General features: G+C 40.0%; 24 protein-coding genes and 1 pseudogene. 17 read left to right on the top strand and 8 right to left on the bottom strand.

From position 1 onward, the window contains the following. Positions 1-1,147: 1,147 nt before the first annotated feature. Positions 1,148-2,080, bottom strand: a complete 933-nt coding sequence (locus GQR47_RS03425; protein ID WP_165723557.1) for an exopolyphosphatase — start codon at positions 2,078-2,080, stop codon at positions 1,148-1,150. Between the two features lie 145 nt (positions 2,081-2,225). Next, positions 2,226-2,378, bottom strand: a pseudogene (locus GQR47_RS03420) (dihydrolipoyl dehydrogenase); the annotation flags it as partial. 820 nt (positions 2,379-3,198) lie between these two features. Here GQR47_RS03420 and GQR47_RS03415 point away from each other — a divergent pair. Both GQR47_RS03415 and GQR47_RS03410 read left to right on the top strand, forming a co-directional pair. Further along, positions 3,199-4,872, top strand: coding sequence for an FMN-binding glutamate synthase family protein (locus GQR47_RS03415; RefSeq protein WP_024595777.1), 1,674 nt, complete (start codon positions 3,199-3,201; stop codon positions 4,870-4,872). Beyond that, positions 4,872-6,584 carry a thiamine pyrophosphate-dependent enzyme gene (locus tag GQR47_RS03410; RefSeq protein WP_165723556.1) on the top strand — a complete coding sequence of 571 codons (1,713 nt, stop codon included), beginning with the start codon at positions 4,872-4,874 and terminating at the stop codon, positions 6,582-6,584. Before GQR47_RS03415 ends, GQR47_RS03410 begins: the two co-directional genes overlap by 1 nt. Positions 6,585-6,790: 206 nt before the next feature. Here the strand turns inward: GQR47_RS03410 and GQR47_RS03405 are convergent, their stop codons facing one another. Together GQR47_RS03405 and GQR47_RS03400 are read right to left on the bottom strand one after the other, a co-directional pair. Further along, a complete protein-coding gene (locus GQR47_RS03405) occupies positions 6,791-8,239 on the bottom strand; it encodes a dihydrolipoyl dehydrogenase (protein ID WP_024595779.1) in 1,449 nt (482 codons plus the stop codon). Between the two features lie 70 nt (positions 8,240-8,309). Next, positions 8,310-9,038: a glutathione peroxidase gene (locus GQR47_RS03400; RefSeq protein ID WP_024603642.1), complete on the bottom strand. Its 729-nt coding sequence runs from the start codon at positions 9,036-9,038 to the stop codon at positions 8,310-8,312. Positions 9,039-9,151: 113 nt separating this feature from the next. Between GQR47_RS03400 and GQR47_RS03395 the strand changes: the two genes are divergently transcribed. Then, entirely contained in the window at positions 9,152-10,054 is a 903-nt protein-coding gene (locus tag GQR47_RS03395; protein WP_024595781.1) for a LysR substrate-binding domain-containing protein, read from the top strand. On the opposite strand, the gene GQR47_RS03390 is transcribed toward GQR47_RS03395, so the two are convergent. Then, the gene (locus tag GQR47_RS03390) at positions 10,038-11,231 is read right to left on the bottom strand and encodes a flagellar assembly protein FlgT (RefSeq protein ID WP_024595782.1); all 1,194 of its coding nucleotides are present in this window, start codon (positions 11,229-11,231) and stop codon (positions 10,038-10,040) included. The genes GQR47_RS03395 and GQR47_RS03390 overlap by 17 nt on opposite strands. A gap of 140 nt (positions 11,232-11,371) precedes the next feature. Here GQR47_RS03390 and GQR47_RS03385 point away from each other — a divergent pair, with 140 nt between their 5' ends. Together GQR47_RS03385 and GQR47_RS03380 are read left to right on the top strand one after the other, a co-directional pair. Beyond that, positions 11,372-11,830 carry an LPP20 family lipoprotein gene (locus tag GQR47_RS03385; protein WP_008168853.1) on the top strand — a complete coding sequence of 153 codons (459 nt, stop codon included), beginning with the start codon at positions 11,372-11,374 and terminating at the stop codon, positions 11,828-11,830. A 190-nt stretch (positions 11,831-12,020) separates the two neighbouring features. Beyond that, positions 12,021-12,242 carry a hypothetical protein gene (locus tag GQR47_RS03380; protein WP_165723555.1) on the top strand — a complete coding sequence of 74 codons (222 nt, stop codon included), beginning with the start codon at positions 12,021-12,023 and terminating at the stop codon, positions 12,240-12,242. 193 nt (positions 12,243-12,435) lie between these two features. On the opposite strand, the gene GQR47_RS03375 is transcribed toward GQR47_RS03380, so the two are convergent. The 3 genes from GQR47_RS03375 to flgA all read right to left on the bottom strand — a co-directional run bounded on the left by GQR47_RS03375 (position 12,436) and on the right by flgA (position 13,964). Next, positions 12,436-12,867 (bottom strand): flagellar protein FlgN, encoded by a 432-nt coding sequence (locus tag GQR47_RS03375; RefSeq protein ID WP_024595784.1) that lies wholly within the window; start codon positions 12,865-12,867, stop codon positions 12,436-12,438. Further along, positions 12,860-13,180, bottom strand: coding sequence for a flagellar biosynthesis anti-sigma factor FlgM (flgM, locus tag GQR47_RS03370; protein WP_165723554.1), 321 nt, complete (start codon positions 13,178-13,180; stop codon positions 12,860-12,862). Before flgM ends, GQR47_RS03375 begins: the two co-directional genes overlap by 8 nt. A 76-nt stretch (positions 13,181-13,256) precedes the next feature. After that, positions 13,257-13,964 (bottom strand): flagellar basal body P-ring formation chaperone FlgA, encoded by a 708-nt coding sequence (gene flgA / locus GQR47_RS03365; protein WP_165723553.1) that lies wholly within the window; start codon positions 13,962-13,964, stop codon positions 13,257-13,259. A 140-nt stretch (positions 13,965-14,104) separates the two neighbouring features. Between flgA and GQR47_RS03360 the strand changes: the two genes are divergently transcribed. From GQR47_RS03360 to flgK, 12 genes are all read left to right on the top strand, one after another. After that, complete coding sequence (locus GQR47_RS03360; protein WP_165723552.1) at positions 14,105-15,040, top strand: chemotaxis protein CheV; 936 nt, start codon at positions 14,105-14,107, stop codon at positions 15,038-15,040. A gap of 17 nt (positions 15,041-15,057) precedes the next feature. Beyond that, positions 15,058-15,888, top strand: a complete 831-nt coding sequence (locus GQR47_RS03355; RefSeq protein ID WP_010553245.1) for a protein-glutamate O-methyltransferase CheR — start codon at positions 15,058-15,060, stop codon at positions 15,886-15,888. A gap of 145 nt (positions 15,889-16,033) precedes the next feature. Beyond that, a complete protein-coding gene (gene flgB, locus GQR47_RS03350) occupies positions 16,034-16,441 on the top strand; it encodes a flagellar basal body rod protein FlgB (protein ID WP_165723551.1) in 408 nt (135 codons plus the stop codon). Between the two features lie 5 nt (positions 16,442-16,446). Continuing rightward, on the top strand, positions 16,447-16,878 hold the full coding sequence (flgC, locus tag GQR47_RS03345) for a flagellar basal body rod protein FlgC (RefSeq protein WP_002959429.1): 432 nt from the start codon (positions 16,447-16,449) through the stop codon (positions 16,876-16,878). Between the two features lie 13 nt (positions 16,879-16,891). Further along, positions 16,892-17,572, top strand: coding sequence for a flagellar hook assembly protein FlgD (locus GQR47_RS03340; protein WP_002959427.1), 681 nt, complete (start codon positions 16,892-16,894; stop codon positions 17,570-17,572). Positions 17,573-17,632: 60 nt separating this feature from the next. Continuing rightward, positions 17,633-19,003 carry a flagellar hook protein FlgE gene (gene flgE / locus GQR47_RS03335; RefSeq protein ID WP_165723550.1) on the top strand — a complete coding sequence of 457 codons (1,371 nt, stop codon included), beginning with the start codon at positions 17,633-17,635 and terminating at the stop codon, positions 19,001-19,003. A gap of 157 nt (positions 19,004-19,160) precedes the next feature. After that, positions 19,161-19,904, top strand: a complete 744-nt coding sequence (locus tag GQR47_RS03330) for a flagellar basal body rod protein FlgF (protein ID WP_024589964.1) — start codon at positions 19,161-19,163, stop codon at positions 19,902-19,904. A gap of 21 nt (positions 19,905-19,925) precedes the next feature. Further along, positions 19,926-20,714, top strand: coding sequence for a flagellar basal-body rod protein FlgG (flgG, locus tag GQR47_RS03325; RefSeq protein ID WP_002959420.1), 789 nt, complete (start codon positions 19,926-19,928; stop codon positions 20,712-20,714). 16 nt (positions 20,715-20,730) lie between these two features. Beyond that, positions 20,731-21,414, top strand: coding sequence for a flagellar basal body L-ring protein FlgH (gene flgH / locus GQR47_RS03320; RefSeq protein ID WP_002959418.1), 684 nt, complete (start codon positions 20,731-20,733; stop codon positions 21,412-21,414). Between the two features lie 11 nt (positions 21,415-21,425). Continuing rightward, complete coding sequence (locus GQR47_RS03315; RefSeq protein WP_039484677.1) at positions 21,426-22,520, top strand: flagellar basal body P-ring protein FlgI; 1,095 nt, start codon at positions 21,426-21,428, stop codon at positions 22,518-22,520. 165 nt (positions 22,521-22,685) lie between these two features. Next, positions 22,686-23,702, top strand: coding sequence for a flagellar assembly peptidoglycan hydrolase FlgJ (gene flgJ / locus GQR47_RS03310; protein WP_165723549.1), 1,017 nt, complete (start codon positions 22,686-22,688; stop codon positions 23,700-23,702). Between the two features lies 1 nt (position 23,703). After that, positions 23,704-25,806, top strand: a complete 2,103-nt coding sequence (gene flgK, locus GQR47_RS03305; RefSeq protein WP_165723548.1) for a flagellar hook-associated protein FlgK — start codon at positions 23,704-23,706, stop codon at positions 25,804-25,806.

Here is a 25,806-nt window from a genome sequence, read left to right as displayed (position 1 = left end):
CAAATGACAACCTTAATTCATCTTGAATTAAGGTTGCGTATTATATATGGGCTCTATAGTGTTAGTGTTTACTGGCTTTTTTGTAAGTAACTTAGAGGTAGGAATTTAAAAGTGAATATTAATATTAAAAAAATAAGTTTTTATGCTTGAAAGTTATCATCATTCATTTAAATCTTAACGAAAAAATAATGTATTAATTCTCACGCGGCACCTGTTGAATGAAGGCTTAACTTAATCGATTAAGTTGTTAAGAAGGAAGTTATAATACTTTTTATGCTAACGCTTATGCATTAGAAGAATGAATACCGATTAAAGGATCCCGTGTTGTTATTTTTCGATGAGTCAAAAAGCGATGCCTACCCATAAAATACTGTTGCTTCGAGGCTTGAGGAGCTTTCCTGCTAAGGTTTTAATCTGCAGCATGACGCCAATTAACTCGAAGTGCCCCACTTAGTAAATTAAGTCGCACTAGGTAATTTATCGAACACCACTGCTGAGTTTTTATATCCCAAACATTTTCTTGGCCGAAAGTTAAGGTCTCGTTGAGCGCCAGCAATTTGCTTTGCTGCGATAGGGATCCGTTAAAGTTTTTACTTACCTTAAGTTTTTAATATGGGTTTTATTTGGCGAGGGGGGGGGGGCAGTTTTTTAGTTTGTTTGCTACCAGCCATGGTCACAGAATTTACTGGTATTACCTACTATGATCGTGAGGAAATGATGACGGTAGTATCTTAAGATGCAATCATCGCCCGAACTATCCCAGCAGAGCTTTTAGCAGTCACTTTGCGTATCGGATACATTTTTCTTCGACGTTAAATCATACTAACTATGCCCTTCTACCTTGCTCGCCAAACACTAGGTACACATACTAGCCACTGTTAAAAAATTATTTTTAACAGTGGCTAGTCGGCACTCAATACTAACACTATTGGTGATAATAACGTGCTTTGCTAGGCTACTTTTCGCCACGTAATCTATCGCGCTGCATGAAAACATAAATCAACTTATGGTTGAAAGTATGATCAATAATTTTACCCACACCCGGAATGAATTCAGGATCCTAACTTTGGTTCAACCCAAACTCAACTGAGGCTATAGTCAATACTAATACACTATATTTCGCTGCTAGGTAGATAACAGCTTACAACTAACCATCACTTGTAATTTTATCAATCAATTCGCTAAGTACAGCTTCAGCTTTACTTGTTTCTACTTGGCAAGTACCTGCATTTAAATGGCCGCCGCCGCCGTATTTAAGGCACAGTTCGCCAACATTGGTGTTTGAACTGCGGTTAGTTATTGATTTACCTATGGCATACACCACATTTTGCTTTTTAAGGCCCCACATTTTATGAATCGAGATATTGCAGTCGGGGTACATGGCATAAATAACAAATCGGTTTGTGGCGTAAATTGTTTCTTCTTGAGTTAAATCAAGGACTACTAAGTTTTTATGAACGGTAGCGCATTGAGAAATTTGCTCTTTGGCTTTTTCGTTATGCTCGTTATATAAAGCAACACGTTCGGCTACGTCTTCCATTTGTAGGATTTCTTCGATGCTCTGATCTTTACACGCATCAATCAGTTGCATCATTAATTGGTAATTTGAAATTTTAAACTCGCGAAAACGGCCAAGTCCAGTTCGCGCATCCATAATAAAGTTCATTAATACCCAATCGGTTGGGTTTAATATTTCGTCTTTTGAAAACTGAGCAGCATCGCCTTTGTCTACCGCGTCCATCATTTCAACAGAAATATTTGGAAGTTTTTCAGCGCCGCCATAATAGTCATAAACTACGCGAGCTGCTGATGGGGCTTTTGGGTCAATAATATGGTTTTTTATGTCGCTTGAGTTGCGAACGGTTTCGCTAAGGTGATGATCGAATGCTATATGACAGCCTGCAACGTAGGGGAGGTTGGTCGTAATGTCGTTTTCGGTAATGTCTATTTTGCCATCTTGCATGTCTTTTGGATGAACAAATAAAATATCGTCAATTAGGTCTAAGTCTTTGAGCAATACGGCACAAACTAAGCCATCAAAATCGCTGCGAGTGACTAGTCTAAATTTATTATTGGGCATAGCTATTCCATCTTTTTAATTGAATTATCAATTAAGTGTAACAGCTAAATTTTTTTTTGAGAGGTTAGCTTAAAAAAATTATAAAAAAAAGCCAAAACGTTAGTTTTGGCTTTTGCTTAGCAAGTTTGTATGTGTGGCAAATAGGTTATGCGCCTGGACCACATTCCATACATGAATTTACAATGTCTGGGCCAAATTTAAGTTTGGCGTTTAAGTCGCGAAGGGCGGTACGTAACCCTTCTTCAATTACTGGGTGGTAAAATGGCATATCAAGCATTTCTGGTACGGTCATTTTGTTGCTACCGAGCTTATAACCAAGATGACGCATATAACAACTTTACACCGATAATAAGTTTTTAGTGGACTGTTGAACAATGTCCATTTGTTTGTGCATTAAATCTCGAACAGCCCTGAGTTCTCGGGGATAAATATAGCCTCCAGAGAGTATATCTAGACTTAGCATTTCAGCTAACCGGCGTGCATCACTATGCTCGTTGGTATATTTTTAACCAGAGTATTGCTGGGTTGCAGCTGGATTCGCTAAGTGAAGTTTAAACTTTGCAGCTATTAATGCATCAACTAACCAATACAAATTAAATGTTGATTCAACAACAAGTCCTGCTAGCTTGTATTTATAAGGGGCTAAAAAGATAAAATGACAGAGATGTCATTATTTAAACGATTGCAGTTAAGCGTTTCACCCTGTTCATTAATGATAGGAATTACACTATTATTTGAATGCAAGTCAACTCCACCCCACCATATAGTTTTATACTAAGCTCCTCTGATAACGTTTATGTCTTGGTCAACACAACTATATCGAAAAACTCTAGGAGCTTTGTATATGATCATCAAATTTTGACTTTATACATCACAATTTTGCCTTGTTATTGTGCTATTTTCTTAGCGCTATAATAGATCACTTATTTAATGCAATTGCTATTAGTTGATTGAGCGTAGCCCATTTTTGTTTGTTCCTTTTTTAGTCTCTTTCATCAGTTTTTGTTCAGTTTGCTTATTATAGTGTGTCCCTAGAGTAGATTATTAATTGCTCGAGCTTGGGTTAGTATATGCTTTCACCTTGCTTTTGCTCACTCAAAAGAAAGGGAAATACGATAATGAAACAAATGGCTTCTTTTTTTCATTTATTAATGCGCGCTTTTTTACCGATCAGTGCATTGATTGTGTTAGTGCTAGTTCTGTTTTTAAATCCTTATAATTACCTCTCAATATTCGTCATCATTATTGCTGGTTTTTTTGTGGCACTAGGCATTAAAGACAGGTTGCAAACTAGTAGCACGTTGCTTAGAAATTATCCGGTAATAGCATGGATAAGGCACATATTTTACGACTTACGACCATTTTTACGCCAATACATTGTGGAGGATGATTTAGAAGGTACACCTTACAGTTTTGAAGCGCGTAATCTTATTTATGCTCGCTCGCAAGGTAAAAGTGATACGCGGCCTTTAGGTACAGAACGCAACGTAAAAGAAGATGGTTATACGTGGGTTTGCCACTCTATGGCACCTAAATCTCAGCCAGATACTAAGCCAAGGGTAACTATTGGTAATGAGCAATCTAGCCAACCTTATGAAGCATCCTTATTAAATATATCGGCAATGAGCTTCGGCGCATTATCGGGTAGAGCAGTTGAGGCATTAAATAAAGGCGCTAAAATAGGTGACTTTTATCATGATACCGGGGAAGGAGGGCTTAGTGAGTATCATAAAAAGCATGGTGGCGACATTGTATGGGAGTTAGGCACTGGCTACTTTGGTTGTCGCGACGAGCACGGCAATTTTGATCCAAAGCAGTTTGCTGATACTGCACAAAGTAAACAAGTAAAAATGACTGAAATAAAACTCAGTCAAGGTGCTAAACCAGGCCATGGTGGCTTGTTACCAGGCTCTAAGGTAACTGAAGAAATAGCCCGCACCCGTAAAGTTCCCGCTCATGAAGATTGTTTGTCGCCCGCTGGGCACTCTGCTTTTTCAACACCCGTTGAATTACTTGAATTTGCACAACATATGCGTGAGCTTTCTGGCGGTAAGCCAGTAGGGTTAAAGCTGTGCGTTGGTATGCCCCACGAGGTTATGGCGTTGGGTAAAGCTATGCTTAGCACTGAAATTTACCCTGATTTTATTGTGGTCGATGGCGCAGAAGGCGGTACGGGCGCTGCACCTAATGAATTGTCGGATTGGGTTGGTATGCCTTTAGAGGATGGTTTAGTAATGATGCAAAATATGTTAGTGGGTACGGGGTTAAGGAAGCATATAAAGCTCGGTGCCAGTGGTAAAATTTATAATGGTATGGGCATGGCTAAGCATATTGCTTTAGGCGCTGATTGGTGTAATGCCGCGCGTGCGTTTATGTTTTCCATTGGTTGTGTGCAAGCTAAGCGTTGTGACAAAGGGACGTGCCCTACGGGGATCACCACCCAAGATCCACAGCGCCAACGCTCGTTAGATATAGAAATACAATCACAAAGAGCAGCGCTGTTTCATTCTAAAACGTTAGCTGCATTAGGTGAAATTGTGGGCTCCTGCGGTGGCGTTCATCCTAGTGAGTTAGATCCCCATCAAATTATAACGCGCATAGATGCAGCACAATCTAAGTCAATTATGGAAGTCCATCCATTTTTACCTCCTAACAGTTTGCTTGATACCCCTGGCGATACAGCGTATTGCGATTGGTGGGAAGCTGCTTCTAAAGATACATTTAAGCCAATTAAAAATTTAACCGATGCAATGGGAACAACGTTATTAGCACATAAAAGAGGACATTACTAATGAGTACAACAGTTTCACACGTTATAGCAGACACTCTCGTACAAGCGGGAGCAAAACGTTGTTATGGTATTGTTGGCGACACAATAAATCATTTTACTGATGCGATTAGGCACACCGATTTAAAGTGGGTCAATGTACGTCATGAAGAAGTAGGTGGCTTTGCCGCCGGTGCAGAAGCTTATATGACAGAGCAGCTTGCTGTTTGTGCTGGAACATGTGGACCTGGCAGCTTACATTTTGTAAATGGTATTTTTGAAAGCCACCGTAATGGTGCCCCTGTTGTTTTAATAGCCTCCAACATTGATAGGGCGGAGGAAGGAATGGATTTTCCACAAGAGTTGGACCAAACCAAAATTTACGAGCAGTGCTCTGTATTTTGTAAGCGTATTAGCCACCCAGATCAAGCTCGGCGTATCGTAACCCAGGCTGCTCAAGCGGCATTGGCACACAAGGGGGTGGCGGTGGTTGTAGTTAATGGCGATGTATTTAAGGAGAAAATAGATGATGATTTGCCTTGGTCGGTTCACCAGCCTCAACCGGTTATTCGTCCAAGTGACGACGAACTCAAAAAGCTTGCTGGTATGATTCTCGATGCAAAGCGCATTACCATTTACGCAGGTATTGGCGCCCGAAAGGCGCATGATCAACTTATTACTTTGGCAAAAAAGTTAAACGCTCCGATAGCTCATAGTTCGCGAGCAAAAGAATTTGTAGAGCCTAATAACCCTTTTAACATTGGTATGACAGGGATTTTAGGAAATCTTGCAGGAGTGCAAGCAATGAGCGATTGCGATTTGTTAATTTGCTTAGGTTCTGACTTTGCCTATACCCAATTTTATCCTGAAAAAGCCCGTATTGTGCAAATCAATAAAGAGGCTAACCATTTAGGGCGCCGTTCGCCTATCGAACTTGGTTTAGTGGGCGATGTTAAAGATACTTTAGCTGCGTTAACCCCACTACTTGAACAAAAATCAGATAATAGACATTTGAATGAATCGCTTGAGCAGTGGAAAAAAGACACTCAGGGCTACAATAAAAAGGCAAAACACGACTCTGACCTTATTCACCCGCAGTACCTGGCGCAGCTACTCAGTGAACAGGCCACTGATAATGCTATTTTTACCGCCGATGGAGGAAGTCCAATGGTTTGGTTATTAAGGCATTTAAAGGCTACAGGAGAGCGCCGTTTTTTAGCCAGTTTATTGCATGGTACTATGGCAAATGCGTATCCTCAGGCATTAGGAATTGCAAATGCATATCCTGATAGGCAAGTAATAGCGATGTGTGGCGATGGCGGGATCACCATGTTATTGGGAGATTTACTTACCTTAGTGCAAGAGAAAATAGCAGTTAAAATTTTAATTTTTAACAATGACTCACTCGGCTTTGTAGAAATGGAGCAAAGGGTAGAAGGCTTACTTGATAGTTACACAGGTCTCTCGAACCCTAATTTTGCTCTATTAGCACAGCAAATTGGCTTGCACAGTTGGCAAGTATCAGACCCTGATGAACTGCCTTCAACGATGCGCGCATGGCTAGATGCAAAAGGACCGGCTTTATTAGAAGTAAAAGTAAATAGAATGGAGTTAGTCATGCCGCCTAAAATAGAAGCAGGGCAGGTAGCCTCTACGGCTTTATTTGGCCTTAAAGCAGTACTAAATGGTCGTACTAACGAAGTAGTGTCGTTACTCAGAGATAACTTTATTAAATAATACAAATCTGCTTATATAGAGAGTCTATCTAACGTTAAGAAAATTGCGCTAGAACTAGGTGATGTTTTTATCTTTTTTGATTCGATTAACAATTAAGTGTAACAACTAAATTTTTTTTTGAGAGGTAAGCTTAAAAAAATTATAAAAAAAAGCCAAAACGTTAGTTTTGGCTTTTACTTAGCAAGTTTGTATGTGTGGTAAATAGGTTATGCGCCTGGGCCACATTCCATACATGAATTTACAATGTCTGGGCCAAATTTAAGTTTGGCGTTTAAGTCGCGAAGAGCGGTGCGTAACCCTTCTTCAATTACTGGGTGGTAAAATGGCATATCAAGCATTTCTGGTACGGTCATTTTGTTTTGTACAGCCCAAGCTAATAAGTGAGCGATGTGTTCGGCTTGTGGGCCAATAAATTCTGCACCTAAAAATAAGCCTGTGCCTTGCTCTGCATATACACGCATATGACCTTTGTTTTTAAGCATTACTCGGCTACGGCCTTGGTTTTCAAAGCTTACTTCGCCTACTTCAAAACAACCGCATGGGCCTAATCGGTCAGTAATTTGCTTGTAGCTTTCGCCTACCATTGCTATTTGTGGGTCGCTAAATACAGCTGCAATTTTTGCTCTGCGCAGACCTATACGTACATCTGGGAAGCGCCCTGCATTTTGACCTGCAATAGCACCTTGGTCAGATGCTTCGTGTAACAGTGGTAGCATGTTACTTGCATCGCCTGCTATAAATATGTTCGACTCACCACACTGCATTGTATGTGTGTCTGCGTGCGGTACGCCGCGTTCATCAAGTTCAATGCCTGTGTTTTCAAGGCCTAGTTTATCTACGTTAGGTACTCGGCCTGTGGCTGCAAGTACGTAGTCAAACTGTTCGGTGTGTTTTTCACCTTGTTTGTCGGTGTAAGTAAGCTGCGCTTTGCTGTTTACTTGCATCATGTCGGATACGTTTGAGTCGGTATCAACAAAAAATTCTTCGGCAAAAACAGTGTTTGCGTAGTCTTTTACTACTGGATCTGTAAGTGGGCCAATTGCGCCGCCTACACCAAATAGTTTTACATTTACGCCTAGTCGGCTAAGTGCTTGGCCAATTTCAAGACCTATTACACCAGGGCCAAATACAGCGACTGATTCTGGTAGGTCATCCCAATCAAATACGTCGTCGTTTATAATAAGTTTGTCGCCAAAGTTATTAAATACGCCAGGGTACGAAGGGCGTGAACCGGTAGCAATTACAAAGCGTTTTGCTGTAATAATTGTGTGGTCGTCTATTTGTATGCGGTTTGTGTCTAAAAATTTAGCGTAACCACGAATTTTATCACCATCTGGTAATTCATCTACAGCTTCTACTACAAATCCGGCAAAGCGGTCGCGTTCGCTTTTAACGCGTGCCATCACTTCTTTACCATTAATACGTGGTGCAGAGCTGTGTACACCAAATGCAGGTGCCATTGTGATTGAGTGCGCAGCTTCAGCAGCTGCAATTAATAATTTACTCGGCATGCAACCAACTCGTGCGCAGGTAGTGCCGTAAGGGCCTGATTCGATCATAAGTACGTTATTTGTAAATTGTTTAGCATTACGATAAGCACTTAAACCCGCAGTACCCGCACCAATAACAACAACGTCGGTTTGCAATTCTTTCATTATTTTTTCCTTATAAAATAGGGGCAACCAGTGCCCCTATTTATATTTACTAATTGAGCAAAATTATTAATTAAGCAAAGTATTTTTCTAAATCATCTGAGCCACCAATGTGCTTACCGCCAATAAATACTTGTGGAACGGTTTCACGGCCAGATACTGCTTTAAGGCTTGTTAGTGATGCGCCTGAGCCCATAACAATTTCTTCAAATGCAAAGCCTTTTTCTGTAAGAAGCGCTTTAGCTTTTGAACAGAACGGACAACCAGGTTTAGTAAATACAGTTACTGGCTCTGGTTTAGCTTGCTTAGGGTTGATGTAATCAAGCATTGTGTCTGCGTCAGATACTTCAAACGGGTCACCTGGTAAATCTGGTTCGATGAACATTTTGTCAATCACGCCATCTTTAACAAGCATAGAGTATCTCCAGCTGCGCTTACCAAAGCCTAGGTCGTTTTTGTCTACTAACATGCCCATGCCGTCAGTAAATTCGCCGTTGCCGTCTGGTAATAAAGTAATGTTTTGCGCTTCTTGATGCTCAGCCCATGCGTTCATTACAAAGGTATCGTTTACTGATAAACATACAATTTCGTCAACGCCGTTTTGCTTAAGTACGCCTGCTAATTCGTTGTAACGTGGTAAGTGAGTTGATGAACATGTTGGTGTGAATGCACCAGGTAGTGAAAACACTACAACCGTTTTACCTTTAAAAATTTCATCTGTTGTTACTGATTTCCATTCGTTATTTTGACGAGTTGCAAATGTAACACTTGGGACTGTTTGACCTTCGATATTGTTTAACATAGTTTTTTGTTCCTCTTGATTTGTTGATAGCCATTATGGCGAACAATTAAATATAGTTCCAATCGTTTGTTTGTATTAAACTGATAGTTATAAACTATCATGCGGAGCTGAATATGAACTTAAAAGATTTTGAATATGTAAAAGCAATAGCGCAATACAAGCACTTTCGCAAAGCTGCCAATGCATGTTTTGTAAGTCAGCCTACATTAAGTGGCCAAGTAAAAAAACTCGAACATGAGCTTGGCGTTACTTTATTTGACCGCTCAACTAAACAAGTTACGTTAACAGCAAAAGGTGAACGTTTGTTGACGCAAATAGAGATTATTTTAGAACAAACGCAAATACTCAAAGAACTTGCTGCTACTTCTAATGAGCCTCTACAAGGTAAATTAACTATTGGTATTATTCCTACCATTGCGCCTTACTTGTTGCCTGCGTTATTAACATCAATGAAAGCGGCATTTATTGATAGTCAGTTTTCGTTTATTGAGATGCAAACAGCAACAATTTTAGAAGCTTTAAATAATGGCGAACTCGACTTTGCTATTTTAGCCGATGTGCCAGAGCTTATTAATTACCATACGGTTGCTTTATACAAAGAAGATTTTTTAGTGGCGGTATCACAAGATAACGCGCTTTCTAAGCATAAAAAAGTGGCGTTGAACGACCTTCAAGGATGCAGCCTACTAATGTTAAGTGATGGTCATTGCTTTAAAGATCAAGCCCAAAAGTTTTGTTTTTCTGCGGGAGTCGATATATCTAATCAGTATAAAGGTAATAGTTTAGAAACATTATTAGCGTTAGTGGCCATGGATGACGGTATTACATTTGTACCAAAACTGGCATGTACCGACCGTGTAGGGATTGATTACTTGCCTATATTCCCTAATCAGCAGCGTAATGTGGTGTTTGCATGCAGAAAGCATTATCCGCATTTATCGGGTGTAGAACAATTGGGCAAGTGGTTATCGGCTCACCCTAATTTAAAAGCTAAATTAACTAAAGATCTTGGCTGATTATTTCTACTACATCGTTAATTTGCACGCCAGGTAGTGGTTTGTCATCAATACTGACAGCTACTGCAGTTTGCTGATAAAGCTGCTCAACGCGAATTTTATTAAGCGTGGTGATGGTGTGTGGCATAACATTACCTGCCGCGTCGGTTAAATAGTTATGGTGCGCAATGCTTAGCATCTGGCCTTTTTTTAACCCATGAGCTTTACCTAAATTAATAACAATTTTGCTATTTTCCATGTGCATTATTTTGCCTTGAGTTGGCAAACACGCCATGGCTGCTTGAATGTCATAACTTACTGCTTGGTTGATATCGGTTATGCTTTGCCCATAAGGCGATTGCCAAAACCTATCACTATTAACGTCAACTATGGTTGTTTTTTCAAATGGCCAAATTGCTTGAGTATGGTAACTATTTTGCCAAAGTTGCTCATAGGTAGTGCCATCAAACAGTGCAAACTCAATGTTGTAACTGCGCTCATACGCCTCGTCTTGCCAAAATGCATAATCGTTATTGAGTTTGTCGCTAGTCGAAAGGCTGGTTATTTGGCTAAGCAGAACATATTGAGCGTTACTGCGCGAAGATATTTCTTCTAATTGAGCGTTTGAATAGTCGTGCTGCTGCGAAAAGTACTTATCAACGCTTATTGCATTATTATAGTAAGCAATAGGTACTGCGCTCATTTTTGATTTTTGCAGGGAAGTAAAAATATTTTTGCTAATAGCTTTGCTTACGTCAAATATTTGACCCATTTTGGCGTGTTCACGATGAACAAGTTGGCTTTGTGTAACGGCCACAAACTTATTAAAACTATTTTGTGGGCATTGCTCTGTTTGAGAAAAAATATCGAGCCGTAATGTAACGGCAAATTTATTGTCGTATTTATTTTCGCTGACCAGTTCAATTTTTTGAATTTCTCCGTGGCTGCTAATTTTTAGCTGATCTTGCATCAACACGCCATCTACCAACGTTTGCACAGAGCTAACCCGTGCGCCAGAGAATACTAACGCCTGTGTAATCGCATCTTTTATAGCGGCAGATTTAGCCGCGCTTGTATCACCATTTTGGACGTTCGCGTGACCCGTTGATTCATACCACTGTGCTTTAGTAAAAGGGGAGAACGTTAATAATGCCGTTGCACTTAATCCTGCAAATGCCAATGATAAAAACGACTTCATACTTTTACTCCAATTAAACGTTAGCTATTAACTAGGTAGAGCAAGGACTGTACCAATGTTATTTGGTAATTATTAGTAATGCTATAAATGGCATTAAACGTGCATATGTACTGCTAATTACTATACAAGGGCTAAATGCTATGCGAGCAATTTCATTACTTATTACACTTGGGTGTTTAACCTTAGGTGGTTGTAGCAGCGTTTTTGATAAGCATGTTGAATATAAATATGTAGAGCCAAATAATTACCCCGTTTTAAAAGCGATAGGGTATGCACCTATTAGCTTGCAAAAAGGCGCTAACGCGTCGCAAAAGCAACTTATGGCCATTAAGGCTTCTAAGCTTGAAGCTTACCGGGAGCTTACTGAGCAAGTATATGGGCAAAAAATTACCGCAGGAACAACGGTGGAAGGCTCAATTGCTCAAGACGATTACTTAGAAAGTAAAGTGCAGGGGCTTATTAAAGGTGCACAAATAATTAAAACTTACGCAGTAGATGACACTTACGTGACCGAGCTTGAGCTTAATATGAAGCGTGTGCACGATTTATACATAGGTGAAGTAAAACCACGCGAAGTTAAAAAAGTAACGTACTACTAAAAAAGTTATTCAAAATACCTCATCCTCCTATATTGAGTGCTATGCTGTTGTTAGGATTAATTTTAAGCAGATTGCGTAGTGCTCAACAGATGTATTTTATTGCCACTTATTTTAGATCGTTCAATAACAAAGGTTTTATCTGCTTTCAAGCAACAACATATTAAGCACTGAAACGATAGATTTAGGTAACTTGAGTGGTCTATCAACGCCTGAGCAAACGGTGCAAATGAGTTCGGCGGAGCCGCTTAATATTGATGATGTAATCATTAACGAAGATGCAGAGCAGCTTATAGCGCTAAATACACTGGTTGAAGACGAAGGCTCTGCAATTGCTTATACCCCAGCCCAAAGCGGGGAAGCATTGATACAGCAGCACCTGCAGTTGATGTACAAAATCAATCGGAGGAAATGATTAAACACTTAATTGAAAGTAGTAATAATCAAACGGATATTTAATACCAATAAAGCCCCCCTAATTATTTATTAAGGGGGGGCTTACATAATTAAGTGAATTGGTATTATTTATAACTAAATTTAAGAATAAAGGACATTAAAAAAGCCTTATTGATAAGTCAATAAGGCTTTTTTAATGTAAAATTTGGGGCTTAAGCTTTTAAGTTACGAACCAGTTTACTCTCGGTATTTACAGATTTACCGGCTTGATCGTAGGTCATTGACGTTGGTGCGCCAATTAATATCTCTTTTAATTGTTTAACACTTAGTTGCGCTTGGCGGGCAGCATGAGCATTAACGTTATTTTGTTTTTGGCATTGTGCAAGTTGAGTTTTAACTTGGCTTATTAGCTCAGATATTTCAGGATTTTGTGAGTCGTTACTAGCAATTAGCTTACTTAGCTCTTTATCAAGAGTGCTTAACTTAGTTAAAAAAGACATTTTTTGTTGGGCAATTTCTTTTAAACCAGCACCACGTCGTGAGGCAATAGCAGTAAGCTCGTCGTTTAATAGCGTATGCAAAGAGTCTAAACAACTTACTTGTTGGTTTAGTTTTACGCTAATTAAACTATTATGATCAGCCATACACGTTAAACTCAAAATCAGCTAAGTTTTTAGCAAGCTTTTCACTATCCACTTGGTATTTACCTTCAGTTATTGCTTTTTTTAGCTCAGCAACTTTATCGCTGTCAAAGCCAGGCGATTGCTGCGCTTTATCTTGAAGCGTTTTTAATTGCTGTGCCTGCGGCGTTAAACTTACAGAATCACTAGCAGCTTTAGGCGAAGGAGCCTGAGCAGATTGTGTATTAGCATTATCTTTTTTTAAATCAACTTGTTGCTGCTTTGCATTTGTAAGCGCATTAGCTTGTTGATTACTGCCATTAACTTGATTAACCATAATAATAAACCCGTATATTACCCAACTTATGCCATGTTATCGGCATATACGTGGGATACTTTAGTATAAATCTAAATTAAATATTCACTTGAACAGACTCTACACCATCTACTCGCGCATTTAAAACTTTACCTGATTTTTTGTTTTTTATTTGTATCTGTTCGCCCAAAGTACCGTCTTCTAAAGCAATACCTGTGGTTTTAATTCTAAGGCCTCTGAGATTAGCGTAAATATTAACAGAGTCACCTTTACACACCATACAAATTTGGTTTAGTAATACTGGCATACCACTTCTAATATTTCGTTTACTTCTGCTGCCTATTAGCATTGTAGGGTCATCTAAGTACTGAATTCGTACAAAGTGAGTTGGTTTCATTTCAATACTTAAATGCGATTTAGTTATTACTTCACCACGAGTTAAATTAGCAGTGGCAACAACAACTGGAGCCATTTCAACAACTCTTACATGAACGTATTGAGTCCACGTTTGCACATCATTGCACTTGGCTTGTAAGGTTACTTGGCGGTTAAATGGTGGCTCATCAGATGTTGATAATTCAAGCTCAGAATTACAAATACGATCAGGGATACGACTGTCTAAAGGCAGTGCACTTAATTGCATATTATTATTTTTTAATGTACCAATCTGCTCAGCTATATAAGCAACAGCCATCTCTTGTAATAAATCTTTGCTAAATACTTTGGCCTGCAAAGGTAATGCAAAGCAGAGGCTAGCAACAAAATAAAAAACACTGTATCTTCTGACTTTTTTTAACAAACTCATAATGTTTCGACTATGCTTATGGTTTCAAACAGGGTATAAATATTTTGCGTCAAAAAATAGACGCTCCCGCGATGTTATGTAGCTTTATTAATAGAAAGCAATTATCGTTCCGCATTATTTGTTTTCTTTAGGAGATTTGAATGGCAGGCATTTTAGACTCAGTAAACCAACGCACACAGTTGGTTGGGCAGAACCGCCTAGAATTACTTTTATTTAAGCTCAGAGGGCGTCAGCGTTTTGGCATTAATGTATTTAAAGTGAGGGAAGTATTGCAATGTCCTCCACTTACAAGCATGCCAAAATCGAATGCTTATATTCGTGGTGTTGCTCATATTCGTGGTCAAACTATCTCAGTAATCGACCTGTCGATGGCTGTAGGCGGGCGCCCAATAGAAAATATTAAAGACAGTTTTATCATCATTGCTGAGTACAACCGCTCGGTTCAAGGCTTTTTAGTGGGCGGGGTTGAGCGTATTGTAAATATGAATTGGGAAAAAATAATGCCACCACCATCAGGTGCCGGGCGTTATTCATATTTAACAGCCGTGACCGAAATCGAAAATGAATTAGTAGAAATTTTAGACGTAGAAAAAATACTTAATGAAATTTGCCCAGTAAATACAGAAGTAAGTGCTGAAGTTGCACAAAGTGGCGACATTCAAAAAGACTTAGGCGAGCGTATCGTATTTATTGCAGACGACTCCGCTGTTGCGCGTAACCAAGTTAAACGTGCCCTAGAGCCGTTAGGCGTGCAAACAGAGCTTGCTAAAAATGGTAAAGAAGCTTTAATTAGGCTTAAAGAAATAGCAGAATTTGATTGTAAAAATGACATTACTGAGCGGGTAGCGTTACTCATCTCAGACGTTGAAATGCCAGAAATGGACGGCTATACCTTAACAGCTGAAATAAAAGCAGATCCTAAGCTTGCACCATTACATGTTATTTTACATACATCATTGAGTGGTGTGTTTAACCAAGCAATGATAGAAAAAGTAGGTGCTGACGACTTTATCGCCAAATTTAACCCTGATGAGTTAGCAACTGCGGTTAAAAAATGGGTCCATAGTGACCAATAAAAATAGGTGTTATTGATTTGAATAATAAAGATTTGCAGCAAAGTGAATACGACCAGTTTCGTTCGTTTTTAGAGCAGCAATGCGGTATTGTTTTAGGTGAAAACAAGCAATACTTAGTTAAAAGTCGACTTGCTCCACTCATGGCTCGATTTAATGTGGAATCTTTATCACAATTAGTAAGTAAAACACTTGGCCTTCATGAGCGGCAATTAAGAGCCGCTGTTGTTGATGCAATGACCACAAACGAAACGTTATGGTTTAGAGATCAATACCCATTTGAATTACTTCAAAATAAATTATTCCCTGAGTTTAAAGAGTTAAGAAGACCATTAAAAATTTGGTCTGCTGCCAGCTCATCAGGGCAAGAACCCTACTCGATTGCTATGTCGGTTGCCGAGTTTCAAGCTAAGCAACCTGGCGTGCTACGTATGGGAGCGCAAATTATTGGTACAGATATATCTAATACCATGCTTGATATGTGTAAAAATGCAGAATACGACGCGCTTGCACTTGCCAGAGGCTTATCGGCAGAACGTCGTAAAAAGTTTTTTAAAGATAGCGGCAACGGTATGGCACAAGTAAACGATACAATAAAAAAACAAGTTAGTTTTAGGCATTTAAATTTGCTTGATTCGTACGCGTTAATGGGCAAGTTTGATATTATTTTTTGCCGTAATGTACTTATTTACTTTGCTCCTGAAATAAAAGCTAAAATTATTAATCAGTTTGCACAAGCGTTAAATCCAAAAGGGTACTTGTTTTTAGGTGCGTCAGAGTCCTTGACTGGCTTAAGTACTGAGTTCGATATGGTTAGATGCAACCCCGGTATTATTTACCAAAAGAAATAATTAAGCTAATTCCTTTCCCTAAAACGACGCACTCAGCGTCGTTTTTCTATTTAGATACATGGCCTTATAAAAATATAACTTTCCTTATTATAAATGGCTTATTTTTTGCTTTATTCATGGGTAAGTCAATTTTTTGGAGAAGGTTATGGCTATCAGTTTTGATAAAGCATTAGGTGTGCATCCGCAAGCCATGTTGATCCGTTCACAGCGAGCAGAATTAATTGCAACTAATATAGCTAACGCTGATACGCCTGGCTATAAAGCAAAAGATATAGACTTTGCCTCGGCATTAAAAGCGGCAAGGTCAACCCAGCAAAGCGGCAATACCATGGTAAGAACTAACGATAAACACATTAGTGGAGGTACTCATAGTATGGGTAATTCTGAATCATTTCGCTTACCAAATCAATCAGATACAGGAGATGGTAACTCGGTTGATATACAAGTGGAACGAAACTTGTATACACAGAATGCTATGGAGTATCAGGCCAGCTTGCAATTTTTAAGCGGCAGATTCAAAGGTCTGAATAAAGCTCTCGGTAGTCAAGGATAAAAATTATGAGTTTATATAATGTTTTTGATATTGCAGGTTCGGGTATGAGCGCACAAAACGTTCGCTTAAATACTACAGCTAGTAATATTTCTAATGCTAATACCATTAGTTCATCTCAAGACAAAACGTACCGAGCGCGCCAACCTGTATTTGCGGCTGAGCTGACAAAGGCTTCAGCATCAGTAAGTAACCAGCAGGGCTCCGCAGTTGGTGTTAAAGTTTTGGGCATTGTTGAAAGCGATGCACCATTACAAATTGAATATAACCCAAACCATCCAAGTGCGGATGAAAATGGCTATATCTATAAACCCAACGTTAATGTTGTAGAGGAGATGGCAAATATGATTTCTGCCTCTCGTTCTTACCAAACAAACGTGCAAGTTGCTGATGCAGCTAAGCAAATGCTAAGTAAAACACTGTTGCTAGGGCAGCGGTAACCGAGGGTAGGTTATGAGTAACGATATTAGTACATCTTCATCCTATTTAGACTCTATACGCTGGCAAGAGCAACAAGTTGCTACCAGTGATAATGAGAGTGATGCGTTAACACAAGAAGACTTTTTCTCTTTGTTAACTCAGCAATTATCGTATCAGGATCCCAGTAACCCTGCGGATAATGACCAAATGATTGCTCAAATGACTAGCTTTACGATGGCGCAAGGGATTACAGATTTAAATACTAATTTTGAATCTTTAGCCTCTTCAATGACATCTAATTCAGCACTGCAAGCATCTACACTTGTAGGCAAACAAGCTTTACTAGAGTCAAACACCCTGGATTTAAATGAAACAGGTGATGCCAGAGGCTCTGCAGTGGCAGAAGAAGCCGTTGATAACTTAAAAATTAAAGTTACTGATGCATCAGGTCAGCTAGTAAGAACTATTGATATGGGTTCTCAGCCGGCAGGTGCGGTACGTTTTGCGTGGGATGGCAAAAATGAAGCTGGTGAGCGTTTACCTGAAGGTGAATATTCAGTAACCGCCGAAGGAAGTACTGACGGTGAATTTTCAAGCTTACCCATTGCTACATTTAAGAACATTGAAAGCGTTAATATTAATGGCTCAAGTGGCATTATTATTAACACTAAAGAAGGTGCGGTTAGGTTGACAGACGTCGCAGAAATCGCGTAATAAATTTTAATTATACTTCGCCTGTCAGCAGGCTAAATATTAACAGGTTAGAGGTGAATTATGAGCTTCAATATTGCATTAACTGGCTTAGCTGCCGCACAAAAAGATTTAGACGTAACTGCAAATAATATTGCAAACGTTAATACCACAGGTTTTAAAGAGTCACGCGCTGAGTTTGCCGATGTTTACGCTTCATCAGTGTTTAGCTCTGGTAAGACTAAAAATGGTGACGGTGTGCAAACAACCATGGTTGCGCAGCAGTTTCACCAAGGCTCACTGCAATTTACAAATAACTCACTTGATTTAGCAATCACTGGTGAAGGTTATTTTGCGATGACCGACGATTTATCTTCGCAAGATTTAACATATACACGTGCGGGTGCATTTAAGCTTAACCAAGATAACTTTATGGTTGACGCAAAAGGTAACTTTTTACAAGCATTCCCAGTTGATTCATCTACAGGTGATACAACGTCGGTAAGTTTGAGCACAACTGATCCAATTCAAATCCCTGATTCGTCTGGTTCACCTCGCGCAACAGAAAATGTATTTTTGTCGTTTAACTTAGATGCAACGGCGGATCCAACAGGTCTAGATTTTGACCCTACATCTAGTGGTACTTATAACTCATCTACGTCAACAACGGTATATGATTCACTAGGTGAACCACATATTTTACAATACTTTTTTGCTAAAGAAGATGATGCCGCAGCAGGTGGTACAGATAACAGTTGGGAAGTATACGCAACACTCGATGGCAAAGTAGTTGATGCCACAACTGGTGGAGAACAAACAACGACACCTTATACACCACTGACCACCCTAGGTTTTAACTCAAGTGGTTTACCATCAACAACAGGTGGTGTGGCAAATACAAATACAACTACTTTTGATGAAATATTACTACCAGCGGGTTCTGGTGCTGGTTTATCAACATTACTAGACAATGGTGCAACTTTCCCAGGTACTGGTATTGAGCTTAACTGGCGCGATGAAAATAACACGGCTGGACGTATCCCAACTCAGTATTCAAGTGGTTTTGAAGTAAAAGCACTCGATCAAGATGGCTCAACAGTAGGTCGTTTAGCCGGAATTGATATAGGAACAGACGGTAAAATTGTCGCTTCTTACAGTAACGGTGACTCAACATTCCTAGGGCAAGTGGCTATGGTGCGTTTTCCTAACTCACAAGGGTTATCACAAGTGGGTGATACAAGCTGGAAGCAAAGTATTGATTCAGGTGAACCTGTAGCGGGTGAAGCCGGTTCGGGTACGTTTGGTGGAATTAACTCATCAGCGCTTGAGCAATCAAATACTAATCTTACAAACGAGCTTGTAGACTTAATTACTGCACAGCGTAATTACCAAGCAAACTCACGTGCGCTTGAAGTTAATTCAACTATTCAGCAAAGTATTTTGCAGATTCGATAAGCTAAACCCCATTAAATATATTAGGCTGCATTTTTGCAGCCTTTTTTATAAGTCCTCTTTGTAAGCCCTTCTAAATACCTCTCAGTGTTGCGTCAAATTTAATCTGGCACCTATTTTGCATTTGTAAGTTCAGAGATTTTTTATGTGAGTCGATACTATGGACAAAATGGTCTACATTGCGGCCTCCGGCGCTAAGCAAAGCCTACAAGGGCTTGCGCTTAAAGCCAATAATTTGGCGAATGCAAATACAACAGGATTTAAAGCTGACTTTGCCCAGGCGCGTTCTATGCAAGCGTTTGGCGAAGGTTTGCCTACACGTGTATTTTCAATGCAAGAGCGTCCGGGTTCAAACATGGTATCGGGTGGCATTGTTCAAACCGGGCGAGACTTAGATATCGCAATGAGCGATAACGCATGGCTTGCTGTGCAAGATGCCTCCGGTAATGAAGCTTACACAAAAGTGGGTACGTTAAACATTACTGCTCAAGGCATGCTCGTAACCAGCCACGGTCGTCAAGTTATTGGCGAAGGGGGACCTGTTATTTTACCCGTCCCAGTCGAAAAAATAGGGTTTAGCCAAGATGGCGCTATTCAAGTTCGACCACAAGGCGCTCCTGCTAACTTTTTAGAAGAAATCGACACGCTTAGAGTTGTTGAAGCAAATAGCTCACAGCTCGAAAAAGGTAACGACGGTTTATTTAGACCAAAAGCAAATGTAACAGTAGATACCTCTGCCAATGTAAAAGTTTTAAGTGGTTCGCTTGAAATGTCGAATGTGAATCCGGTTCACGAAATGGTCGACATGATAAGCCACCAGCGCCAATTTGAATTACAAGTGAAATTAATGAAAACAGCTGAAGAAATTGACGAGCGTCAAGATCAGTTATTACGCATAGTTTAACTTTAAAGTGAGGACACGATTATGAATCCAGCATTGTGGATCAGTAAAACGGGGCTAGACGCTCAACAAACCGATATATCGGTTATCTCAAATAATTTAGCGAATGCCAGTACCGTAGGTTACAAAAAAAGCCGCGCTATATTTGAAGATTTACTTTATCAAAATATTAATCAACCAGGTGGTCGTTCATCGCAAGATACCGAAATGCCGTCGGGCTTAATGTTAGGTGCGGGTGCTAAAGTTGTAGCTAACCAAAAAGAGTTTACGCAAGGCAACATGTTGACCACCGAAAACTCACTAGATTGGATGATTTCTGGCGAAGGTTTTTTTGAAGTACTGCAACCAGATGGCAATATTGCTTACTCGCGCAATGGTCAGTTTACTACCGATGGCGATGGACGAATTGTGACATCGGGCGCAGGTTACGTTATTCAGCCAGAAATGAATGTACCAGATGACGCGCAATCAATTACGGTTTCGCAAGACGGCGAAGTATCTGTACGTGTTGCAGGCCAAGCCGATAACGTTGTCATTGGTCAGCTGACTATTAGTGACTTTATTAATCCATCGGGTCTTGAGCCAATTGGCCAAAACCTTTATACCGAAACCGCTGTAAGTGGTGCACCTGTACAAGGTAATCCTGGTGTTGAAGGGTTAGGTAGTATTATTCAAGGCTCACTCGAAACATCTAACGTAAATGTGACTGAAGAGCTGGTAAATCTAATAGAAACTCAGCGTATTTACGAAATGAACTCAAAAGTAATTTCGGCCGTTGACGAAATGATGAGTTATATCAATCAACAGCTTTAATAGAATAGGGGGAATTATGCGTAATATTATTTTATTTGCAGCGGGCACATTATTTTTAAGTGGCTGTATGTCTACGCAAAATAGTGAGGTAGTGCAGGACGACCCTTACTACGCACCTATGTACCCCGAGCCTATTTTAGAGCCGCTGGTAGCCACAGGTTCACTGTTTAATACTCATACATCAAACGACTTATATTCTGATAAAAAAGCGCTACGTACTGGCGATATAATTACGGTTAAATTGCAAGAGTCTACTCAAGCAACAAAGGCCGCTAAAACAGAAACAGACAAAGAAACTGACGCAAGCTTAGACCCAGTGATTGGCTTAGGTGGTCTACCTGTAAATATAGGTGGCGATAGTATCCAGTTTGGTATTGGTAGTGATTCGTCGTTTACGGGTGATTCAAAATCAAACCAGTCAAACAGCTTAGTGGGCGATATTTCGGTTAATGTAATGCGCGTTTTACCTAACGGTAATTTAGTTATACGCGGCGAAAAATGGCTAACGCTTAATACCGGTGAAGAGTTTATTCGTTTAGAAGGGCTAGTACGCCCTCAAGACGTAAGCGCCGATAATACGGTTGAATCAAATCGTATTGCTAATGCACGTATTCAATACTCAGGTAAAGGGCAAACGCAAGAGGCGCAAAGTCCTGGTTGGCTTACACGTTTCTTTAGCAGTTCGCTGTTTCCATTTTAGAGGGTAACAACATGAATAGCCTTAAAGCTTTATGTTTAGTTGTGTTATTAGGTTGGCAGTTTACTGCCAGTGCTGAGCGCATAAAAGATGTGTCTATGGTTGAAGGCGTACGCTCTAACCAATTAGTCGGTTATGGCTTAGTGGTTGGTTTACCGGGCACTGGCGAGCAAAACTCATACACACAACAAAGTTTTAGAGGCATGTTGAACAGCTTTGGTATTACGCTACCTTCAACTCAAAGTCCTAAAATTAAAAATGTTGCCGCTGTTGCTGTGCATGCTGAATTACCCGCATTTAGAAAACCCGGGCAAACAATAGATATAACGGTTTCTTCTATTGGTAGTGCAGGCAGTTTACGTGGCGGTACTTTACTACAAACTTTTTTAAAAGGTGTAGATGGTAACGTGTATGCAATTGCACAAGGTAGTTTAATTGTCGGTGGCTTAGGCGCACAAGGCCTTGATGGCAGTAGAGTTGTAATTAACACCCCTACAGTTGGCCGTATACCAAATGGCGCTACAGTTGAGCGCGCCGTGGAAAGCCCATTTATGCAAGGCGATTACATTACTTTTAATTTAAACCGCCCAGACTTTACAACGGCAAAACGCCTAGAAAAAACAATTAATGACTTAGTTGGCCCAAATAGCGCACAAGCAATAGATTCTGTTTCTATTCGTGTTATAGCACCACGCGATGCATCCCAGCGTGTATCGTACTTATCAACACTCGAAAACTTAGAATTTAAACCAGCTGACATGGCCGCTAAAATTATAGTTAACTCGCGCACCGGTACAATTGTCATTGGCAAAAACGTTAAGCTTCAGCCTGCGGCTATAACTCACGGTGGCTTAACAGTAACAATTGCAGAACAACAAAACGTGTCACAACCAAATCCGCTAGCAAACGGTGATACAGTTGTCACGCAGCAAAGTATTATTGATGTAAACCAAGACGACTCTCGTGCCTTTGTATTTAATCCAGGTGTAAGCCTTGACGATTTAGTTCGCGCAATTAACGAAGTTGGCGCAGCGCCTGGCGACTTAATGGCTATTTTAGAAGCGCTAAAAGAAGCCGGCGCAATTAACGGACAGTTGGTTGTTATTTAAAAAAGCAAGCCAATAAATAACGTATTACTTAAGCCCTATATTTTTGAAATTAGGGCTTTTTATTTACAGCAACTTAAGTTTATTATTTTTATCTTCCTTGTTTTATCGGTAGTGGCTCAATTTTTGCATTTTTAACTGCATTATTCATTTTGTGTCAAAAAGCCGATGGAAACTAATCACCTCGATAAACAAAACTTTTTTGATTTAGGCAACTTAGATTCACTTCGTAAAGAAGCCTTAACGAGTGGCGATGCATCAACTGATGCCTCTAAAGCTGCGCTCAAAAAAGCGGCCGCACAATTTGAAGCTATTTTTACGCAAATGTTGCTCAAAGGAATGCGCAAAGCTAACGAAGCATTTGAAGACAAAGACAGCCCATTTAACTCAAGTGGCGTAAAGTTTTTTGAAGAAATGCACGATCAGCAACTTTCAACAGAGCTTTCATCAAATGGCTCGTTAGGCCTTGCCGATTTAATTGTTCAGCAGTTATCGCCTGAGTCTAAAAACTTTATGCCAGGCTCGGTGCTTAGAACAACCAACGATATTTTTAGCGATACGCAAGTCGGTTCCGCTCTTCCTCATGAGCAAAAAAATAAGCAACCCGATCTTATAGTTAAGAGTACTAAAGCCGATATTGCTGAGCCTAAAGTTAATACTGCAGAGTCTAAAGCTGATAGCCCAACATTTAAAAATGCAGAAGAGTTTGTAAGTTCAGTGTGGGAACACGCTAAAACTGCAGCGCAAAAAATTGGTTTAAACCCTGCAGTAATGGTTGCACAAGCGGCACTTGAAACCGGTTGGGGTAAACACATTATTGATAAAAGTGACGGTGGCAGCTCAAATAACTTATTTAATATTAAGTCAGATAAAAGCTGGGAAGGCGATAAAGCAAGCAAAGTAACGCTTGAGTTTGAACAAGGCACACCCGTTAAAAAACAAGCCAGCTTTAGAGCCTACGACTCAATTAAAGATAGCGTGAACGACTTCGTTGATTTTTTAACGCAAAACCCACGCTACAAAGAAGCATTACAAAATACAGCAAAACCAAATGACTTTTTAGATTCATTACAAAAAGCAGGTTATGCAACCGATCCAAATTATGCCAACAAAATAAAACAAGTGCTCAATAGCAGTCAGCTAAAAGACATTGCGGCAAACGTGATCCGCCAAGGAGTAGAGTAACATGTCGTTTAATTTATTAAACATTGCCAGTTCTGGGGTTAGAGCAAGCTCGGAGCTACTGCAAACGACAAGTAAAAATATCGCCAATGTTAATACAGAAGGCTATGTGCGTGAGCGTACAGAGTTTACTACTATGGTTGACAACCAAGTAGGGCGAGGCGAAACATACCGATTACTAAATGAGTTTGCTCAGTCACAGCTAAATCGTGACACCTCTAATAAATCGTTTTTCGATCAGTTTATTACTGAGGCTAATCGAGTTGATACTATTTTTTCTGAAGAGTCGAATAATCTTTCGACTGGTATTAACTCTTTATTTAATAACGTGCAAGAAGCGCTAAATCAGCCCTCGTCTACTGTTGCTCGCTCATTAGTGATGACAGATGCGCAAAGCTTAATTGATCAAATGGATAGGCTTTCGGGCATCGTGCTTGATCAAAAAAGTATAGTAAACGAGCAACTCGAAATATTTTCAGATGAAGCAAACTCACTCATTCAAAGTATTAGCACGCTAAATCAAAATATTGCAGCAGTTAATGGCACTAATAACGCCGCAGATGCCAGCTCTACCTATAACGAACGCGATAAAGCAATACGCGACTTATCAGAGCTAATAGACATAGAAACGCTTGATGGTCCAAATGGCGAAAAACTCGTTTTTATGGGCACAGGCGAAGCAGTTGTTATGCAAAATGGCGCATTTAACTTATTTTCGATGACGGGCGATCCCGATCCTAATTTTAAAGAATTCACGCTTGACGTTAATGGTGGCAAAGCTGTGCCGCTTGAAGTTGATGTAAGTAAGCTTAAAGGCAAAATTGGCGGCTTACTTGCTTTTAGAGATGACATATTAGTCCCTGCGCAAAACCAAATTGGCCAAATGGGCTTAGCGATAGCTGATGCATTTAACGAACAAAACAAATTGGGTATGGATGCAACAGGTCAGCTAGGTGGTAATATTTTTAATATTCCTACCGTTGGCGCTTATGCGTATCAAGCTAACACGGGCACTGCTGGTATGACTGCAACGGTAGAGCCAGGTAAAGGTAGTGAACTTCCTGCTAGTGACTTTATTATTATTTATACCAGTGCAACATCGGTTTCTATTCAACCAGTAGATAATAAAGGCGAGCCGCTAGGTGATCCATCAGTTGCAGATATCCCAGCTGATGGGATCATAAATGCAGACGATATTCGAAATGCAGTCCCTTATCAAGCGGCAACAGCTACAACATCAGAAGTGTTAGCAACGGTAAAAGACTCCTTCGGACTACAATTAAATATAGATACAACCAAAACAGGTAACGTGGGAGATCAGTTTCAAATTAAACTTAATTCCGACTCGGCTTCTAGCATCACGCTTGCAACAGGGCGCGGCGAAGATTTAGCATTAGCTTCACCTATCCGTACATCTAACAGTATAGATAATACAGGTACTGCAACTATTTCAGTGGGTACAGTTAGTAGCGTTATTTCAGGTGGATTTACTTTAGAAACACCTCTCACTACACCGCCTATACCAGTTAATCCACCAGTACTTGCTAATGGTGATATTAAAATTGTTAAAGCTACAGGTACCAATGATTATTTAATTAGCGATGGTAGTGGCACTGATGTGGCAGTAACTATAGCGCCCCCAGGTAAAAACGTTTTAGCAGGTCTTGGTGCCCCTTATGATTCATATGGTTTTGACTTTGATATAGAAGGTACACCAGCAACAGGCGACACCTTTACACTTGAGTTTAACGAAGGCGGCTTTGACGATAACCGTAATGGTTTAAAATTAGCAGATTTACAAAATGGTGAGTTAGTCCGTTTAAATGTAGAAACAACAGCAACGGCCGACAACCATAAAACGTTCAACCAAGCTTATTCAGGATTAGTGAGCGATGTAGGTGTTGTAACTGGTCAAGCAATCACAAGTGGCGCTGCATTTGACGCTCTAGCACAGCAATCTGAGGCATGGTACGAGTCGTTATCTGGAGTAAATCTTGATGAAGAGGCCGCAAATTTACTGCGTTTTCAACAATCATATTCAGCATCAGCACAAGTTTTAGCAGCAGCTCAAGAAATTTTTGACACCTTATTAAATGCGGCGAGGTAA

Origin of the sequence: Pseudoalteromonas sp. Z1A2, assembly GCF_011378755.1 — a bacterium.
GTDB classification, from domain to species: Bacteria; Pseudomonadota; Gammaproteobacteria; order Enterobacterales; family Alteromonadaceae; genus Pseudoalteromonas; species Pseudoalteromonas distincta.
The sequence above is the reverse complement of the archived record's forward strand: the minus strand, read 5'-3'. Positions and strand labels throughout refer to the sequence as shown.